Source organism: Pseudoalteromonas sp. B160 (assembly GCF_037162485.1).
Classification (GTDB): domain Bacteria; phylum Pseudomonadota; class Gammaproteobacteria; order Enterobacterales; family Alteromonadaceae; genus Pseudoalteromonas; species Pseudoalteromonas rhizosphaerae.
Genome location: NZ_JARLUX010000001.1, coordinates 988965 through 1007708 on the forward strand (window position 1 = coordinate 988965; position 18744 = coordinate 1007708).

Here is an 18744-nt window from a genome sequence, read left to right on the forward strand (position 1 = left end):
GGCGTTTTAGGGGCTCACCTAAAACGCCTTTTTTAATTCAATATTGCTATTACGGGAATGCTAAACCATATTTTTCACTCATTTTTTTTACTTCACCATTAGCAATCATATTATTTAATTCTTTATCGAATAAGGTAATAAACTCATTTAAATTACGTTTTTTTGAAAAACCAAAATAGCCTTTATTAACAATTAATGGCGGTTGTAACTGTTTAACTTGATTAGCTAAACTTAACTGCTTAATAACGGGCTGTGCGGCTCTTGGATGAGTCACTATAATATCGACACGGTCATGAATTAATTGCAAAAAACTGGCTTCTACAGTACCCACTTCAGAAACCTCCAACTGACTTTTATATTGCTCAAAATCGTCACCATAGTTCCAACCTCTTGTTAATCCTACCGATAACTCTTTTAATGTTTCTAAATTATTATGCCACTGGAATTCATTACTATTTTTGACATAAAAAACCAGCGGATCTTGATAGAAAGCAGCCTCACTATAAACCATATATTGCTCTCTAATAGCCGACTTATAAGGGCCTATAAATGCATCAGCTTTGCCAAGTTCAATCATTTTTAGCGCCCGTTTAAATGGCAAAATATCAATTTTAATTTGGCAACCTAAACGCAGGCAAATCTCACCTGCGATGTCGGCGCCTAAGCCTTCTATTTGACCTTGTTCATTTTTTTCAAGTACCGACGGAAAGGTGGTACCAACAAAGTAAAATGTATTTGCTGCACTGTGATGCGAAAATACAATTAACAAGGTAAACAATACAAAAGCTTTCATCCGTTAGTTTGCAATCCTTATATACTGAATGTAATAAACAGCCACGACTTAGTGACCCTAAGCATAGTCTATTTTCACCCAACTAAAAGTCATAATTCCATGATAAAATTCTGTTATATAAACACTCAACCACGATTAAAAATGTGTTTTTAAACGTGCCAATTGCTCTTCACTGTAAGGCACGGCGGGATACTTCCCCCATACTGGCGCAGGCCATGCGACATCGGTTTTATAGCGGGCAATATGATGAATATGTAACTGTGGAACCATGTTACCAAGCGCTGCGACATTAAGTTTATCTGGGTTAAGTACCTCCTTGAGGAGCCGACTTAACTTCGCTGACTCTTGCATTAGCAATAGCTGTTCAGACTCGCTTAGATCAATGCTCTCTTTTAAATTCGCTTTACGAGGCACTAAAATAAACCACGGGTATTGACTATCATTCATAAGTAACACTTTGCATAATGGCCAATCGGCCAGTTCAATACAATCACGTGCAAGTTCTGGGGCTAAAGAGAATTCAACGGTCATTTTTATTCCTTACAAATTAAGTGCATTACATTTTCGCTACTTTATAGCATTTAGTTGCAGTTGCCCACGCTTGGCTTTACCATCGTTGCAGTTTTTATTCGAGCGAAGGTAAACACGTGTTAAAAAAATTAAACACCTCTCATACTTGCTACCTTTGGTGGCAACAGCCATCACAGTGCAAGCTAAGCCTCTTACTTTAGAACGTATTTTTGATGATCCAAGTTTAGCGGGTAAAGCACCTGTACAGCTTAAGTTTTCACCAGACGGTAGCCGAGTTACCTACCTGCAAGGTAAAAGCGACGATTACAACCGTTATGATTTGTGGGAATATAATTTAAAAGATAACAAAAATCGTATTTTAGTCGACTCTGCCAAACTTTTTTCAGGCCCCGAAAACCTCTCAGACGAAGAAAAAGCACGCCGTGAGCGCCAACGTATTTTTGGTAAAGGTATTTTAGAATACAAATGGTCTAAAGACGGTAAAGCCTTGTTATTTCCACTTAATGGTGACCTCTATTATTACGAGCTAGGAGCAGGAAAAAGCCGTAAACTGACCGATACTGAGGCATTTGAAACCGACGCACGCTTTTCACCAAAAGGAAACTTTGTCTCGTTTGTCCGTGAACAAAATCTTTATGCGCTAAATCTTAAATCAGGTAAAGAAATTCAGCTGAGTAAAGATGGCGGCGGTGTGATCAAAAACGCCATGGCGGAGTTTGTCGCGCAAGAAGAAATGGGCCGAATGACAGGTTATTGGTGGTCTGGTGATGAATCAAAAATAGCCTTCACTCGCATTGACGAAAGCCCAGTTAAAGAAGCTATCCGCAATGAAATTTACGCTGATGAAGTGAAACTGTTTAACCAACGCTACCCATTTACCGGCACTAATAATGTAAAAATTCAACTTGGTGTGGTTAAGCTCGATAATCAAAAAACTGATTGGGTTGATTTAGGTAAAGACGAAGACATTTACATTGCCCGTGCAAAATGGTTAGAAGATGACAAAACCCTATCATATCAGTGGCAAAACCGCTCACAGCACAACTTAGAATTGCGCTTTTATAACAGCGAAACAACAGAGCAAAAAGTCGCCTTAACAGAAACTAGTGATACCTGGATCAACTTACATTTTGATCTACAGTTTTTGAAAGACAAAAAACATTTTGTTTGGGCCTCTGAGCGCAATGGCTTTAAGCATTTATATCTATATCGTACCAATGGTAAGTTAGTGCGTCAGATCACCGATGGTGACTGGGTGGTTGATAGCTTAAAAGGTATTGATGAGAAAAAAGGCATTGTCTACTTTGCCGGACGCAAAGACACGCCTTTGGAAAGCCAGCTATACAGTGTTCCACTGTTTAAAAAGGGCGATATTAAACGTATCACTGAGCAAGGTGCTTATCACAATGTGGTAATGGCAAAAGACAGTAAAACTTTTATTGATAACAGTTCATCGGTCAACAAGCCAAACTCAGCTGCACTGCGTAAAGTAAACGGTGAATTTGTTACTTGGTTAGAACAAAATAAGCTTGATGAAAACCATCCACTAACTCCTTATCTTACTGATCTAGCTGAGCCTGAATATGGCACTTTGACTGCTGATGATGGTCAAGAGATGCACTATCGTTTATTTAAACCTGCAACGGTAAATGATGGTAAAAAACACCCTGTTCTTGTCAATGTCTATGGCGGCCCACACGCACAACGCGTAACCAATAGTTGGCGCAGCAAGAACTTATATTTCCAATATATGGCACAGCAAGGTTATGTAGTGTTCCAATTAGATAACCGTGGTTCGTATAATCGTGGTAAAAAGTTTGAAGATGCCATTTACAAACATTTAGGTGTGGTTGAAGTGGCTGATCAAATAAAAGGCGTCGAATTTTTACGTACGCTTGATTATGTTGACCCACAACGTATTGGTATTTATGGTCACAGTTACGGTGGCTATATGGCATTAATGACCATGTTTAAAGCTGGTGATTATTTTCAAGCAGGCGTATCTGGAGCGCCAGTGACTGATTGGGCACTGTATGATACTCACTATACCGAGCGTTATTTAGGACATCCTGATACAAATGCCAAAGGCTATACAGACAGTGCGGTATTTCCATACGCAGATGGCTTGAAAGGGCCATTAATGATCTACCATGGTATGGCCGACGATAACGTATTGTTTACCCATGCCACTAAGTTATTTAAACAATTGCAAGATAACGAAAAGCAATTTGAAATGATGACTTATCCTGGTTCCAAGCACAGCTTACGGGGTAAACAAGTGCAAACTCACTTGCATCAAACAATCACTAACTTCTTTAATCGTCATTTTGATGTAGAGTAAATCAGTAATGACCGCATAAAGGCTGATTGAAAAATCAGCCTTTTTTTGACTTAATGATAATCCTATTTATTTAAAAACTTTAGACCAAAACAAGGAACAGTTAACTAGATTTTAAAGTAATATTTACTACGCTTAATATATGCGCGCCTTCTGCGAGCACTTCTAAAGGATTTTTTATGTCGTACCTACGCCGTTTTACTATTTTTCAGCGCTTAGCTATTTTGGTAAGTTTGGTCGTTGTTGGTTTACTTTTTTTAAGTATTACTAGTTTAACTCAGCAATATGGTTCACTCAAAGCAGGCCAATATACGAAAACTAAAAATCTGGTTGAAGCTGCTTATAGCGTTATTACCCATTATCATTCATTACAACAAAGCGGCGAACTCACCGAGCAACAAGCCCAACAAGGTGCACTAGCTACAATAGCTAGTATTCGCTATGACAATGACAATTACTTCTGGATCAATAATTTTCAGCCAGCCATGGTTATGCATCCTTTTAAACCAGAATTAAACGGTAAATCACTCAGCAACAGTAAAGACCCAGATGGCGTACCGTTATTTGTTGAAATGGTTAAAATAGTTAAGCAAAGTGGTGAAGGTTTTATCCCTTACAAATGGCCTAAACCAGGTAAAGATCAACCAGTTGATAAAATAGCCTATGTGAAAGGTTTTACCCCGTGGCAATGGATAGTCGGTTCAGGTGTTTATATTGATACTATTGATAACGCTTTTGCCAGCTTACGGAATTTAGTTATTCTCAATGCCGCAGTGATTATTTTGCTATTAATTAGTTTAAGTTACTTAATCGCCAGAAGTATTTTACTGCCAACTCGGCTTGCTGCAAATATGATGAAAAGTATCTCTCAAGGTGAAGGGGATTTAACCCAAACCTTAGATGAAAATGGTAATGATGAGGTATCACGATTATCTCGCCACTTTAATTTATTTACTACCAAAATGCGTGAGTCACTTAAACAAGTGGCAAATAATGCCAATGATGTTAACCAGCATGCCCAAACAGTGGATGATGCGAGTAAAACCAATCATTCTTTTATTGAACTGCAAAACGATAGCTCAACGCAAGTCGCTGCAGCAATGGAGCAAATGACCCACCAAATTCATGATGTAAGTCGCAATGCCGAAGCGGCTGAACAAGCCGCTAACCAAGCCGCGGTGAATGCATCTGAAGGTAAAGAAGTCGTTGCTAAAACAATTCAAGCCATAGAAACACTGTCCAAAAACATTGAGACTGTGAGTCAAGTTACCGCTGATTTAGCTCAAGAAAGTAATAATATAGGATCGGTACTAGACGTGATCCGCGGTATTGCGGAGCAAACCAATTTACTGGCACTCAATGCTGCAATCGAAGCGGCACGTGCTGGCGAACAAGGCCAGGGGTTTGCCGTTGTAGCTGATGAAGTACGCACTCTTGCAAGTCGCACAGGCAAGAGCACAGACGAAATTCAGGCGATGATAGCCAAATTACAAAAAGGCGCACAGGCGGCTGTAGAGGCGGTAACAGCTAGCCAACAATTATCCACCAGCACAGTACAACAAGCTGGCTCTGCCAATACCTCATTAACTGAAATTGAACGTCTGGTGTCGGTTATCACCGATATGAATGGTCAAATAGCCCGTGCGACTGAGCAACAATCAAGTGCTGCGGATGAAGTCAATTTGCGAATTAATGAACTATCGCAATCAACCGAACAATCTCTGGCCAATACATCACAACTTTCTGGTGCAAGCGATAATCTTAAACACAGTAGCCAACAGCTAACTGATGTGGTTAATCGCTTTAAATTAGATTAATTAACAAAAACAAATTACAAAAAAGCCCCGTCATTTTATATGACGGGGCTGTTGTATTTAATACTGCTTATTATAAGCAGTAACGAGCAAATAAACTGCTTAAGCCTGCTGCAGTTGGTTTACCGTGCTGCCAATCACCACCTTCAACACCACTACCGGCAATATCCATATGCACATAAGGTAAAGGCTGTGCTGACTCACAACCATGCTTATCAAGGCCACCAACAATAGCTAAAAATGCCATAGGGAACTGATGACCACGTGCGGTAACTGCTGATGCTGCATTGTTACTTGATAATACGTCATCAGCTAAAGTACGCGGTTTAATAAAATCATAGTCTTCGCGACGGCTGCGAGAAACTTCTGCACCATCAGCCCATAAGTCACCACTGTCAGCCAGCTTACGAGAAATATTAGCCGCACGTGCAGGGCCATTTTCAACGTATGCACTGTAAGGTCCCATTGCACGAGCTGCATGTCCGGTTAACGTTGCGACCGTAAAGATTTCAGGATTAACTTCTCCTTTTGCTAAATCTTTCATCTCGCTGAGTAAATCCCCCATAGCTAAGCGCCCTTCTGCATCCGTATTACCGATGCGAACACGTACGCCCTCACGGCTAGTAATAATTTCATCTGGTACAAAACAATCAGAACCAATTGAATTACGAACTACCGCTAAGTAAGCAATAACTTTAACGCCTTGTGGTTGAAAGTCTGCCACTGATTTCATAAAACCAGCAACAGAGGCTGCGCCGCCTTTATCACGGCTCATACCGGCCATATGCCCGCCCACTTTTAAATCGGCACCACCGGTGTCATATACTAAGCCTTTACCGACAAACATTAAGGTACGTGTTACTTCGCCCTCTGGTACATATTCAAGTTTTACAACACGAGGGTGATGACGCTCAACCGCATATGAAGCGCGAGCCACGGTACTCATCATCGGGTACTCTTTATCAATCGTGGCAATATCTGCAATCACTGCAACATTGACCTTGCTGCCTTTAAATAAATCTACACAGTAATCAGCAAAACGTGGTGGCGCCATACGCTCAGGCTCAGTGCCACATAAATCACGAGCAGCATACTGCCCTGCGGCAATGGCATTCACTGCTTTAATTGTTTGCTCATTAGCACCAAACAAGGCTATTTGAGTGATCGGTTCAATGCTTTCACCATGAAACTCGCGTGCCTCAAGCGGCTGCCACAACGCTTGGCAAGCACCAAGATAAGCAACTTCTAAGGCATACTGATAACGGCTACCTTGGCTTGCTTGTGGTAAGTAAATAGCAGGTTTTGTACTGCCTGATGCTTTAGCTTCATTGATAGCCAATTTAGCTGCATCAAAATAACGACGTACATCGTCATAATCACGATTTAATGGACCTGTCGGCGCTAAAATTACCCTTTTAGAATCAACAACAAGCAGCGTGACTTGCTTACCAATACGTGCATCAACCGCCATTTGCGCTTTAATAGCTTGGCTTAGATTCGGATCGTCTAACTCAGAAAAATTATCGGCAATAATAATAAGCGCATCATGTTTTGCGTTATCTAATTGCGGGGCTGCAACTGCGTGAGGATATGCCATAAAAAAAGGTCCTGTTGTCAAAATACGTAGGAGCTTATTATCATTGATTTAAATAGCTATTGCCAGCAATGTACGACGAGCTAACATAACGCTGGCAACTTGGAGTTACAGTGTAAAATACAGCAGTTACTCACTGCCCACTTATCATTTATTGAAGCAAATAGCGCGCAGTATCTTAATCTAATATACTCAGCTGTACATGTTGCTGCGGTTCATTTTTAACACCGACTCCTACACCGAGTAACCGCACTGGCTGCTGCAAGCCACGTTGATATGCTTTGCTCAGCAGCTCAGCCAAGATAGTTTCATCAAGTCGGTGGCAAGTTTGATCGGCCGATGTCACCACAAAATTAGCAAACTTCACTTTGACACTGAGTTTATTTATACGTTGCTCTAATTGCTGTTTTGTTAATCGACGTTGAAGCTCAGCCAATAATATTGGCAATTGTTCTAAACACGCTTGTAAGCTGGTTTTATTATATTCATAGGTATGCTCAACACTGAGCGATTTACGGGTACGTTCTGTGGATACTTTACCAATATGTAAACCGGCACATTTTTGATACAGCGAGACCCCAAAGTTACCAACGTGTTGCTGCATCCAATTAACCCCTTTAGCGCGCACATCAGCACCGGTGTATAAGCCTTTTAAATTGAGTTTTTCAAGGGTAACCTTACCGACCCCGGGTATTTTACCCAAAGGTAATTGCGCTAAAAAGTCATCCACTTGCTCAGGCAATACTACAAATTGACCATTCGGTTTATTTTCATCACTGGCAATTTTGGCAATAAATTTTATCGGCGCAATTCCAGCCGAAGCAGTTAAACCGGTGGCTGCAAAAATATCGGCGCGGATCTGCTCTGCCATTAAGGTCGCACTACCATGGCATGCATTACTTTCAGTCACATCAAGGTAAGCTTCATCTAAAGAAAGAGGCTCTATAAGGTCGGTATAGCGCTGGAATACAGCACGAATTTGCGAAGAGGCTTGTTTATAAACTTGCATACGCCCTGGTACAATCACTAAATCTGGGCATAATTGTTTAGCACGGTAGTTAGACATCGCAGAGCGCACACCGTATTCGCGGGCGATGTAATTTGCTGTAGAGAGCACTCCACGGCGACTATTGCCACCAATTGCCAAAGGTACATTAGCAAGCGCGGGGTTATCGCGCATTTCGACCGCTGCGTAAAAGCAATCCATGTCAATATGAATAAACTTTTTCATTCCTCAAACCAAGCACTGTACAAATGAACAGTTATTATTCATTAAGTTTGATTTATTAGCAAGTCATCAGCTCGATGATTCTTGCTGTGAAGACTTTTACGATTAAATAACCTCGCACCGAATAACCAAAAAGCACCTTCTAAAATAAAACCAACTACGATTAGTATCACCATCCCAGAAGCATTGCCCATCGCATAACAAACGAATGCCAAACAGATCACCACCAGTAGCGCTAAGCGTTTCATTATTTTTGCTGTCACTGTATTCATAATTAGCTCCTTTAAATCAGATTAAAGTATTCATTTACGTAACCGTGAACTACTAAAACTAGCACATTTTCACTGTTTTCCTAATTTTCTTGAGCTAAACAGAACCAATTGCTAATCTACGTTTTTACTTTAAAAAGCTGTCGAATATGCAATCATTTATAGAACAACACCCTATCCATACAGCAATTAATGTTGCTTGGGGAGAAATGGATGCCTTACAACATGTCAATAATGTGGTGTATTTTCGTTATTTCGAAACTGCTCGAATTGATTTTTTTAATCAAATAAATTTACTCGAAGATTTACAAACAACAGGTATTGGTCCTGTGATTAGTGAAAATAACGCGCGTTATAAACGCCCAGTCACATTTCCTGATACAGTGTTGGTAGGCGTTACCATCAGTGATATTCAAAAAGACCGTTTTATGATGCACTACAGCGTATTTAGCCAAGCGCAAAATGCCTTGACTACATTAGGGTCATCGCAAGTGGTGATGTTTAATTTTAAAACGGGTAAGAAAGCACAATTAAGTGAGCCATTATTGGCTGCATTACATAAGTACAGCCGAGAATCATAAAAGTAAGGAATCATTATGCGTTACAACCCACTTGGTAGCAGTGGTCTCAATGTGTCTCGTGTATGCTTAGGCAGCATGACGTGGGGCGTACAAAATAATCAAGCAGATGCTGATGAGCAAATTGCTTATGCCTTAGAGCATGGCGTAAACTTCATTGATACTGCAGAAATGTATGCCATACCTCCCACTCCTGATACGTACGGAAAGACAGAGCAAATTATCGGTAATTGGTTAGCGCGTAATCCAGGTAAGCGAGACGATATTGTGCTCGCCACTAAAATTGCTGGCAATGGCCTAGCTTGGATACGCGATGGCGGCGATATTACTCGTCAAGCAGTCGTTCATGCCGTTGACGAGTCATTAAAACGCCTACAAACCGATGTAATTGATTTATACCAACTGCATTGGCCGAATCGTCAATCACCGCACTTTAGCAAACATTGGCCAGGTATGATCCGTTTTAGTGACGCTAATACAGAGCAACACACAGCGGGTATGCTCGATATTCTTGAAGGTTTAAACGACTGTGTTAAAGCTGGTAAAATTAAATATTGTGGTCTCTCTGACGACACGCCATGGGGTATTAGCCAATTTTTACGGTTAAGTGAACAACATAATTTACCGCGCATGGTCTCTATTCAAAATGAATTTAGTTTATTACACGCTAAAGATTGGCCTTATCTAATAGAGCAATGTATTCACGAAGATATTGCTTATTTACCTTGGTCACCCTTAGCAGGCGGTATGTTAAGTGGTAAATATTTAAATAGCGCACGTCCCGATGGTAGCCGCTGGACACTGGTGCAGCGTAATGGTTTATTCCGTGACACAGCGCAATCTCAACAAGCAATCAGCCACTATGTTGAAATTGCCCAGCAATACCAAATAACCCCAGCACAATTGGCGCTTGCATGGTGTGACCAAGTTGATGGCGTTACTTCTTCAATTATTGGTGCAACCAGCTTGGTACAACTAAAAGATGACATTGCCGCGTTCAACATCGAATTAAGTGAACAAGCTCTAACTGATATCGGTAATGTATTTAAGCAATACCCAATGCCATTTTAATCAATAAAGCCCAATCATTATCAATGCTTGGGCTTTCCACCGGATTAAAATACTTGAAAAACGACTTCTCACAAATAGTGAATCAAAAAAACACCACTAAAGTATTGAAAAATTAACTTACCGTAATAACTTACCAGTCTTTAGTAGCGCAAAATATTAGTTATTGTATACTCGATTTAAATTGTTAGCGGATAAAGTAAATATAGCTATGCGTATTGTCTATTACATCGTTGCATTATTCTCTTTTTTTCAAGCGTCTATGTACTTGCTAATACTACCGATGAAGTAACCCATATAACTTGGCTACAAAGCAATACAGCCCCTTTTCATCTGGCCAAAACAGCACAAACTCCCGATGGTGGCTTATGTGATTACTTAGTCGAACAGCTCATCAGTGAATTACCCGATATAAAGCATACCCGCCTCATGTTGCCGCAAAAACGTATAGGTAAGTACCTCGATGAAGGTCAACAAGCATGTTTCCCTTGTATGATCCATCGTAAAGTTAACACCCCGCGAGTGTTCTACTCGGTGCCAACTACGGTGTACCCACCATTTGCTATCATTGCCTCAGCTAAAACAGCGAAAGTAATTAGCCAACAACACAGTTCACCGATAAATTTAGTTAAACTACTGACAGATAATAAATTTATTTTTGGTCAATCCGCTGCGCGTAAATTTACTCCAGAGTTAAATACCATCGCTCGAAATACTAAAAGCGACCAACATACATCATTAAGTTGGAACAGTGAAAACGAAAGCAGCTCGGTGATCAATCGGCTCAATCATGGGTATATTGATTACACTATCGACTATCCTTTTTTAGCCGATTACTACAACCGCTTCAGCGAATTTGATAATGTAGTAACCTTACCTATTGCCGATCACGCCGATAAGCTGGTTTTAGGTGCGATTGGCTGCTCAACCAATGCCCCTAATAATTTTGCTAATAATGCTTTAAAAAAATAAATCGAGTGCTAACAAATAGCATACTGCCGTCTGCAAAGTACCAGCAAACACAGCGTGTATTGCTTGAAAATACCTTTGCGGAGTTTGATCAACAATATCAACAACAGATATTAAAACTTACTCAGCCAACCACTCTTGCTGAACCAATAAGTCTGAGCCCAAGTGTAACTGAGCAATAAATTTACTTCCTGCGTTCACAGCTCCTACTCCTGCAGGTGTGCCAGTCATAATAATATCGCCATCAATTAAAGTCATAAACTCACTAACTTGGGCTGAGATAACCGTGGGTTTATAAAGCATTAACTCAACGCCGCCTTGTTGTCGCACCTTATTATCTATCAGTAAGGTTAAGCTTAAATGCTCAATAGCTTGTTCGTCTATTTGTACAAACTCACTAAACAATGCAGAGCCATCAAAGGCTTTCGCGCGTTCCCACGGTAAACCGCTGGCTTTTAATTTACTCTGTAAATCTCGCTTAGTTAAATCCAGTCCCACCGCCACAGCAGCTAAACAGCCATTGTTAACTTGAAAACAAATTTCAGTCTCAAAATGTAATTGCTCATCCTTATGAGTACACATTAAGGTATTTGTTATCGCGCTTGGCGGCTTTAAAAACACCACCATTTCGTCTGCCTCTTGATTACCAAGCTCAGCAATATGCGCTGCATAGTTACGACCAATACAAATGACTTTTGATGGATTCACTGGTTTCATTTCGATCTTTCCTATTCAATAAAAAGCAGCCTAGACTACTTTTTATGACGTTTATTGGCAATTAACTTCGTATTGCTATTTATCTAGATCGATGTCACTGGTATCAAGATCAACAAAGGCATTACTGGCATGAAATAACCTCAGTAGATACATGCTCGCTGGTGATGTTGAGTTTCGCAATCGATACCTGCCATGGCGCAGCTGTACTTAACTGCCAAGGTGAAAATACTTGACCTAAATTAACACCTTGCTGTGCAAAACACCGTAAATCAATGTTTAAAGTCTGCCATTCGTTGGTTGCATTTAGCTGCTTAGCAATATCCAATTTACCTTGGCAATCATCACCACATTGCATACCAAGCCAAAGCGGGGCATCGGCACTTTGCTCAACCTTAATTTGCATTTGTAATTGCCCTGCTTTTTCAACAAACGAACGTAAATCAGATGGGAATGCCGCACTTAAACGCACTGCTGCTAGTTCATCGCCGCTGAAGGTAATTGCACGCGCATCTTCTTGAACGTCTTTATCAAAGGTTTTAACGCTAACAGCTCCGATTGATTCGCGACTACTTGCCATCACTTTTTGCTGCTCACCACTTTGTAAATGCAGACTCCATGGCGCTTTAACCGCGCGCTCAAACAATACTAAATCATCAAGCTGCTGTGATATTCCTGTTTGCTTAACAAGATCATCTTGCAAGGTGTTTTTATCTGAATAAGTTAAGCCAAAACCATACGGTAATAATGGCGAATAATCTTTATCACCACGATTTTCGTTATCAACTGGGTTATTCGGCCAAGAAAACGACAGCTTGCCTTTAAAATCATGATTTACTGAGCCATCTACATTTGCAAATAACACATCGCTAATTGCATCCCCTTCGCTACCTGGCAACCAAGTCGCGACAAACGCATCACTGGCATTAAGTTCTGCGTTTACCCACATTGGGCGGCCGCTAATAAATAATGATACAACGGGAATACCGGCTTGCTTTAATTTTTCGCAGTAGCGCTAAATCCGTTTTATTACCCCGCTGATATTCAAGATTATCTAAATCCCCATTGCCTTCTGCGTAAGGTTGCTCACCAAATACTACAATAGCGACATCTGGACGAGTATTGAACTCACCGTTTAAGTCATGCTGAACTTGCCCGCCCGCTTGCTTAACAGTGTGTTCAATACCATCCAAAATCGACGTGCCACCTGGGAAATCGCTATTTTGATTCCCCGTACCTTGCCAAGTAATGCTCCAACCGCCAGATTGCATACCGATATTATCAGCACCTAGACCAGCTACTAACACATTTGCTTTTGGCGAAAGCGGCAGTAACTGTTGTTTGTTTTTTAGGAGTACTAAAGATTCGCGAACTGCTTGTTTTGCGATTTTACGATGTTCAGCACTACCAATGACCTCTGTTTTTCCTGAAAGTGGACGATTTGCAGGACTTGGTTTATCAAATAAACCCGCACGCATTTTTACTCTCAGAATACGCGTTACCGCATCATCAATTCGTGATTGCGCAATTGTGCCATTGTTAACTTGTGCGATAAGGTTTTCATAAAGTGGCTTCCATGCATCAGTAGGCACCATGTATACATCAAGGCCGGCATTAGCGGCTTGTGCACAGTTTCCATTGGTACAACCAGGAATTTGTCCATGACCATTCCAATCACCCACAACAAAGCCATCAAAACCCATTTTGCCTTTTAGCACATCAGTTAAGAGATATTTACTGCCATGGATTTTTTCGCCATGCCAGCTATTAAACGACGCCATAACTGTTTGTGCTCCAGCACCTAAGCCTCCCACATAACCTTGCGCATGAATGGTAAATAACTCTGCTTCGCTGGTAATATTATTACCTTGGTCATCACCGCCTTGTGTACCACCATCACCAATAAAATGCTTAACCGTACTGATCACCCGTTTATCTGATAAAAAGTCTTGATCAACTGCGCCTTGTAAGCCTTTTACTATTGCGGCTGAATAATCTCTAACAATTTGTGGATCTTCTGAATACCCTTCATAAGTGCGGCCCCAGCGGTCATCTCGTACTACTGCAACAGTAGGTGCAAACACCCAATCAATACCGGTTACCATCACTTCTTGCGCGGTCGCTGCAGCAATTTTTTCAATCAACTGTGGATTGTTAGCCGCACCTAAACCGATATTGTGCGGAAATAACGTCGCACCAATAACATTATTATGACCATGAACTGCATCGGTTCCCCACATAGTTGGGATACGGCTACCATCAAGGGAATCATCTACTGATGCTTGGTACATTTTTTCGGCTAGTTCAATCCAATCAGCAGCCGTGGCATGTTTATTATTATTAGGAAAAGCCCCACCGCCATTAAGGTAAGAACCAAAACCATATTGACGCATATCTTCCACTGTAATATCGCGAATTTCAGGTTGGATCATCTGGGCTATTTTTTGTTCTAAGCTCATTGAGCCGAGCAAGTCAGCAATTTTTTGCTCCATATTGGCATCGTCTTTAACACCGCTTTTGATCATCGGCCAAATATCATTGGTCGCTGCTGTTTGTTCTGATTGCGAACAGCCATTCATCGCCATTGCTGCAATCATCATTACCAAAAGAGTACGTGGTTTTGTTATTGTCATATTGTCCACCTAGTTATCAATGACGAGTTGAGGTTGTTACTTTTGAGCCAAATAGCGCAAAGTAAGTAATATATAAATAGCAGCCGATCGGCAGTAATAGTGCTAATTGCACACCAAAATTGTCAGCTAGGACACCTTGTAATAATGGAATAATTGCACCACCGACAATGGCTAAGCATAAAATACCTGAACCCTGAGAGGTATATTTGCCAAGGCCTTGTAGGGCTAAACTGAAGATGGTTGGGAACATAATTGAGTTACATAATCCGACCAACAAAATAGCCCACATTGCTAATGCCCCTTGTCCTGTCATCGCCATTAACACCAGTACCATGGCAAGTAGTGCATGACATGCCAATACCTTACCTGCATTGAGTTTTTGCATGATTGCAGCACCAATAAAGCGACCTATCATGGCGCCAGCGAAGTAATAACTAATATAATGTGCTGCTTGCTGCTCAGTAAAACCCGCAATATGATCTAAGGTTAAAAAGCCTACTAAAAAGCTGCCGATTGCGACTTCAGCACCGACATAAACAAAAATGCCAATGGCTCCTAAAATTAAATGGCGATACTGCCAAACACTACCTAAATCAATAAAGTTCTCAACATATTGATTTTCACTCTCAGCATCTGCTGCTTTGCCAAGTTTAGGTAATTTTAAAAAAGCAAAAATAACCGCAAGTACCAGCAAGCTTGCTGAAAGCATTAGATAAGGAAGTTTAACTTGCTCTGCGGTTGCTTGGCTGACTTCGGTTAGAATAAGCCAGCCACCAAAGATTGGCGCAACCGTAGTACCTAACGAATTAAATGCTTGGGTCATGGTTAAACGCGACGACGCTGTTTTTGCAGCGCCAAGTACGCTTACGTATGGATTGGCTGACACTTGTAAGATGGTAATCCCCGAGGCCAGTACAAATAGCGCCAATAAAAACAGCTCATAAACATGCGCAACGGCTGCAGGATAGAATAATGCACAACCAACCGCTGCCACCACCAAGCCCACCACAATACCAAATTGATAACCTATTTTACTCACCAACTTACCAGCGGGTATCGACATCACAAAATAAGCCCCAAAGAAACAAAATTGGATTAGCATCGCTTGGGTATAATTGAGTGAAAACATCCCTTTTAAATAGGGGATCAGAATATCGTTTAGACACGTAATAAACCCCCACATAAAAAATAAGGTGGTCAACGACGTTAAAGCAAACGTTTGTTTGCCCATTGGTTGTAGGCTATGTTCATTCGTTGCCAAATTGTGTGTGACGTTTGCCATATTAAACTCTCTAATTATTTTAATTATCAGTTCGTTACGTTTATTAAAGTACTTTTTCATTACTTAAAAAAAGCAAATAATAGTTGCAACATAAAATGTAAGCGCTTACATTTATATCATATAAATCGAAATTAGCAATTTATTTACAAATATTCTGTAAGCGCTTCCATTTTAATAACTATGCTGCGCTTAATGTAAAAGTAATTGCCAAAACTGAATGTTAAAGGATGCACCTAATCGTGTTTAAAACTATTTCTCTGCCGCCTAGCTCTGCGCTACTTAAACCTCAGTTTACCTTTGGTGTAGCCACAGCCTCATTTCAAATTGAGGGAGCTCGCAACGCACGCCTGACATCTATTTGGGATACTTTTTGTGACCAACCAGGGGCTATCACCGACAATAGCAATGGCGATACAGCCTGTAACCATGTTGAACTATGGCAACAAGATATCGCAATGATTGCTGACTTAGCCGTTGATGCGTACCGATTATCAATTTCATGGCCGCGCGTATTGCATCAAGATGGCAGTATTAATCAGCAAGGCATTGGCTTTTATCGTGATTTATTAACGGCTTTAAAAGCACGCAATATCAAGACCTATGTCACCTTATATCACTGGGATCTACCCCAACACTTGGAAGATAACGGTGGCTGGTTAAACCGTGACACCGCCTATGCATTTGCTCACTATACTGATTTAGTTACCAAGCAGTTGACAGGTTTAGTTGACTCTTATGCGACTTTAAATGAACCTTTTTGCAGTGCCTATTTAGGCTATGAAGTGGGTGTACATGCACCCGGTATTAAAAGTCAACAAGCAGGTCGTCAAGCGGCTCATCATTTATTGTTAGCCCATGGTCTTGCCATGCAAGTACTGCGCGCCAATTGCCCTAATATAGAAGCTGGTATTGTTCTTAACTTCAGCCCAGCTTATCCAATGACAGAAAACGATACACAAGCAGCATTATTAGCCGATCAATATCACAATCAGTGGTATATCAAAGCAGTTTTAGAAGGTCAGTATCCGGCGCTTTTAAATAGCCTCAGTAGTGAAGTGCAACCCCATATAGCTGCTAATGATATGGCGATAATCAGTCAAAAAATCGACTTTATTGGCGTTAATTACTATACCCGCATACACTACAAAAACACTGATGATAACTGGTTTGCCGAAGCACAAATCAACAACATAGCTGTGACTGACATGGGCTGGGAAGTCTATCCACAAGGTTTAACTGAGTTGTTAGTATCATTAAATGAGCTATACCAACTACCTAAAGTTTATGTAACTGAAAATGGTGCGGCCATGGCAGATACACTACGAGATGGCCAAGTACTCGATACAGAGCGCGTTAGTTATTATCATACCCACCTCAATGCAGTGCATGACGCAGTTGAGCAAGGGGTTGATATACAAGGCTATTTTGCATGGAGCTTAATGGATAACTTTGAATGGGCATACGGCTATGAAAAACGCTTTGGTCTCGTTTATGTTGATTATGAAAACCAGCAACGCATACTAAAAGAGAGCGCAATACAATATCGCGCATTGCTCACACAGCGCAAAAAATAATAACAACATGAGTGCCAATTATGCTAACTAGAAAAGAAAAAATAGCCTATGGCTTAGGTGATACTGCAAGTAACATCATTTTTCAAACCGTGATGCTATTTTTAACTTTTTTCTATACCGATATATTTGGTATTTCTCCGGCCATCGTTGGTACTCTGTTCCTAGTGGTGCGAGTTATTGATGCAATCACCGATCCGTTAATGGGGGCGCTCACCGATGCAACCCGAACCAAATATGGTAGCTACCGGCCTTACCTATTGTGGCTCGCGATCCCGTTTGGGCTGGTTAGTGTAATTACTTTTACCACACCAGATTTAAACGCGACAGGAAAAGTCATCTACGCGTTTGTCACCTATACGCTATTAATGCTGGTTTATACCGCAATTAATATTCCTTATTCAGCTTTGGGTGGAGTACTAAGTCGCGATCCGAGTGAACGCGTATCCATTCAATCTTATCGTTTTGTATTTGGTATGCTCGGTGGCTTACTCGTCAGTGCTTGCACATTGCCATTAGTAAGCTGGTTTGGTAAAGGCGATAATGCTCTTGGCTATCAGCTTACTATGATACTGATGAGCTGTTTCGGTGTGATATTATTTTTGACCTGCTTTCGCTTTACTAAAGAACGCGTGGTTGCACCACAGCAACAAACCCTTAGCCTCAAAGCACAAATGGCAACGTTGTGGCAAAACGGTCCTTTTAAAATACTCTGTGGTGCTGCCATTATGCTGCTCACGAGTATGGTGCTGCGTACGACTTTAGCAATTTATTACGTAAAATATGTTCTTGGTGAAGCCGACTTAGTTACGCAATTTGTTACCTTGGGAATGATCGGTAATATCCTTGGCTGCGCCTGCGCACAACCACTGAGTAAACGGGTTGATAAAAAAGCAGCATATATATATCTCCAATACATCTCTGCGGCCATAAGCTGTTTTGCATTTTTCTTATCTGACGACCAATTAGTGCTCGCGTTTGCAGTCTATTTTTTATGGTGTTTTTTCACCCAAATGGCAACTCCATTGTTATGGGCAAAAATGGCAGATGCAATTGACTACGGACAATGGCAAAATGGCCATCGGCTAACTGGCTTGGTCTATGCAAGCGTGGTGTTCTTTATTAAACTAGGCCTTGCACTGGGCGGAGCTATTGCTGGTTGGTTACTGGCTTACTATGGCTATCAGGCTAACACTGAGCTTAATGAAGCAACTAAAGCCGGTATTTTAACCTCGTTTACACTGTTTCCTGCAATTGGTAGTGTACTTGTCGCGTTGATCATGAAAAGGTATATTCTTGATAATAATACCTTAGAGAAAATAAACGCTGATTTAGCCCAAAGAAGTAGTACTTAACAAGGAA

At 40.9% G+C, this 18744-nt stretch carries 14 protein-coding genes and 1 pseudogene; 7 read left to right on the forward strand and 8 right to left on the reverse strand.

Translation table 11 applies throughout. The annotated features are described in order from the left end of the window. Window positions 1-49 precede the first annotated feature (49 nt). Together P4S61_RS04600 and P4S61_RS04605 are read right to left on the reverse strand one after the other, a co-directional pair. Complete coding sequence (locus tag P4S61_RS04600; RefSeq protein ID WP_145241158.1) at window positions 50-793, reverse strand: substrate-binding periplasmic protein; 744 nt, start codon at window positions 791-793, stop codon at window positions 50-52. Between the two features lie 135 nt (window positions 794-928). After that, complete coding sequence (locus P4S61_RS04605; RefSeq protein ID WP_145241160.1) at window positions 929-1324, reverse strand: HIT domain-containing protein; 396 nt, start codon at window positions 1322-1324, stop codon at window positions 929-931. Between the two features lie 157 nt (window positions 1325-1481). On the opposite strand from P4S61_RS04605, the gene P4S61_RS04610 reads away from it, so the two are divergent. Further along, the gene (locus P4S61_RS04610) at window positions 1482-3665 is read left to right on the forward strand and encodes a S9 family peptidase (protein ID WP_337117856.1); all 2184 of its coding nucleotides are present in this window, start codon (window positions 1482-1484) and stop codon (window positions 3663-3665) included. Window positions 3666-3841: 176 nt separating this feature from the next. Further along, the gene (locus P4S61_RS04615; RefSeq protein ID WP_337117857.1) at window positions 3842-5479 is read left to right on the forward strand and encodes a methyl-accepting chemotaxis protein; all 1638 of its coding nucleotides are present in this window, start codon (window positions 3842-3844) and stop codon (window positions 5477-5479) included. A 70-nt stretch (window positions 5480-5549) separates the two neighbouring features. On the opposite strand, the gene P4S61_RS04620 is transcribed toward P4S61_RS04615, so the two are convergent. From P4S61_RS04620 to P4S61_RS04630, 3 genes are all read right to left on the reverse strand, one after another. Continuing rightward, window positions 5550-7073, reverse strand: a complete 1524-nt coding sequence (locus tag P4S61_RS04620; protein WP_337117858.1) for a M17 family metallopeptidase — start codon at window positions 7071-7073, stop codon at window positions 5550-5552. Window positions 7074-7248: 175 nt separating this feature from the next. Continuing rightward, window positions 7249-8301, reverse strand: a complete 1053-nt coding sequence (dinB, locus tag P4S61_RS04625; protein WP_337117859.1) for a DNA polymerase IV — start codon at window positions 8299-8301, stop codon at window positions 7249-7251. Between the two features lie 41 nt (window positions 8302-8342). Next, a complete protein-coding gene (locus P4S61_RS04630; protein ID WP_337117860.1) occupies window positions 8343-8570 on the reverse strand; it encodes a hypothetical protein in 228 nt (75 codons plus the stop codon). A gap of 146 nt (window positions 8571-8716) precedes the next feature. Here P4S61_RS04630 and P4S61_RS04635 point away from each other — a divergent pair, with 146 nt between their 5' ends. From P4S61_RS04635 to P4S61_RS04645, 3 genes are all read left to right on the forward strand, one after another. Continuing rightward, window positions 8717-9148 carry an acyl-CoA thioesterase gene (locus P4S61_RS04635; RefSeq protein ID WP_145241172.1) on the forward strand — a complete coding sequence of 144 codons (432 nt, stop codon included), beginning with the start codon at window positions 8717-8719 and terminating at the stop codon, window positions 9146-9148. A 15-nt stretch (window positions 9149-9163) separates the two neighbouring features. After that, window positions 9164-10216: an aldo/keto reductase gene (locus tag P4S61_RS04640; RefSeq protein ID WP_182778830.1), complete on the forward strand. Its 1053-nt coding sequence runs from the start codon at window positions 9164-9166 to the stop codon at window positions 10214-10216. A gap of 426 nt (window positions 10217-10642) precedes the next feature. Continuing rightward, complete coding sequence (locus P4S61_RS04645; protein WP_337117861.1) at window positions 10643-11185, forward strand: hypothetical protein; 543 nt, start codon at window positions 10643-10645, stop codon at window positions 11183-11185. 117 nt (window positions 11186-11302) lie between these two features. Here the strand turns inward: P4S61_RS04645 and P4S61_RS04650 are convergent, their stop codons facing one another. The 3 genes and pseudogenes from P4S61_RS04650 to P4S61_RS04660 all read right to left on the reverse strand — a co-directional run bounded on the left by P4S61_RS04650 (window position 11303) and on the right by P4S61_RS04660 (window position 15760). Then, window positions 11303-11899: a fumarylacetoacetate hydrolase family protein gene (locus P4S61_RS04650; RefSeq protein WP_145241178.1), complete on the reverse strand. Its 597-nt coding sequence runs from the start codon at window positions 11897-11899 to the stop codon at window positions 11303-11305. A gap of 121 nt (window positions 11900-12020) precedes the next feature. After that, a pseudogene (locus P4S61_RS04655) lies at window positions 12021-14529 on the reverse strand (glycoside hydrolase family 3 protein). A 16-nt stretch (window positions 14530-14545) separates the two neighbouring features. Next, complete coding sequence (locus P4S61_RS04660; protein WP_259397251.1) at window positions 14546-15760, reverse strand: sugar MFS transporter; 1215 nt, start codon at window positions 15758-15760, stop codon at window positions 14546-14548. Between the two features lie 278 nt (window positions 15761-16038). Here P4S61_RS04660 and P4S61_RS04665 point away from each other — a divergent pair, with 278 nt between their 5' ends. Continuing rightward, window positions 16039-17385 carry a GH1 family beta-glucosidase gene (locus tag P4S61_RS04665; protein WP_182731823.1) on the forward strand — a complete coding sequence of 449 codons (1347 nt, stop codon included), beginning with the start codon at window positions 16039-16041 and terminating at the stop codon, window positions 17383-17385. Between the two features lie 20 nt (window positions 17386-17405). Next, complete coding sequence (locus P4S61_RS04670) at window positions 17406-18737, forward strand: glycoside-pentoside-hexuronide (GPH):cation symporter (RefSeq protein WP_182731822.1); 1332 nt, start codon at window positions 17406-17408, stop codon at window positions 18735-18737. Window positions 18738-18744: the final 7 nt, after the last annotated feature.

What these genes read in the sequence shown, in the direction of transcription:
- P4S61_RS04600 (WP_145241158.1), bottom strand. Translation starts at nt 793, where the DNA reads ATGAAAGCTTTTGTATTGTTTACCTTGTTAATTGTATTTTCGCATCAC.
- P4S61_RS04605 (WP_145241160.1), bottom strand. Translation starts at nt 1,324, where the DNA reads ATGACCGTTGAATTCTCTTTAGCCCCAGAACTTGCACGTGATTGTATT.
- P4S61_RS04615 (WP_337117857.1), top strand. Translation starts at nt 3,842, where the DNA reads ATGTCGTACCTACGCCGTTTTACTATTTTTCAGCGCTTAGCTATTTTG.
- P4S61_RS04620 (WP_337117858.1), bottom strand. Translation starts at nt 7,073, where the DNA reads ATGGCATATCCTCACGCAGTTGCAGCCCCGCAATTAGATAACGCAAAA.
- dinB (WP_337117859.1), bottom strand. Translation starts at nt 8,301, where the DNA reads ATGAAAAAGTTTATTCATATTGACATGGATTGCTTTTACGCAGCGGTC.
- P4S61_RS04630 (WP_337117860.1), bottom strand. Translation starts at nt 8,570, where the DNA reads ATGAATACAGTGACAGCAAAAATAATGAAACGCTTAGCGCTACTGGTG.
- P4S61_RS04635 (WP_145241172.1), top strand. Translation starts at nt 8,717, where the DNA reads ATGCAATCATTTATAGAACAACACCCTATCCATACAGCAATTAATGTT.
- P4S61_RS04640 (WP_182778830.1), top strand. Translation starts at nt 9,164, where the DNA reads ATGCGTTACAACCCACTTGGTAGCAGTGGTCTCAATGTGTCTCGTGTA.
- P4S61_RS04645 (WP_337117861.1), top strand. Translation starts at nt 10,643, where the DNA reads ATGTTGCCGCAAAAACGTATAGGTAAGTACCTCGATGAAGGTCAACAA.
- P4S61_RS04650 (WP_145241178.1), bottom strand. Translation starts at nt 11,899, where the DNA reads ATGAAACCAGTGAATCCATCAAAAGTCATTTGTATTGGTCGTAACTAT.
- P4S61_RS04660 (WP_259397251.1), bottom strand. Translation starts at nt 15,760, where the DNA reads ATGGGCAAACAAACGTTTGCTTTAACGTCGTTGACCACCTTATTTTTT.
- P4S61_RS04665 (WP_182731823.1), top strand. Translation starts at nt 16,039, where the DNA reads ATGCACCTAATCGTGTTTAAAACTATTTCTCTGCCGCCTAGCTCTGCG.
- P4S61_RS04670 (WP_182731822.1), top strand. Translation starts at nt 17,406, where the DNA reads ATGCTAACTAGAAAAGAAAAAATAGCCTATGGCTTAGGTGATACTGCA.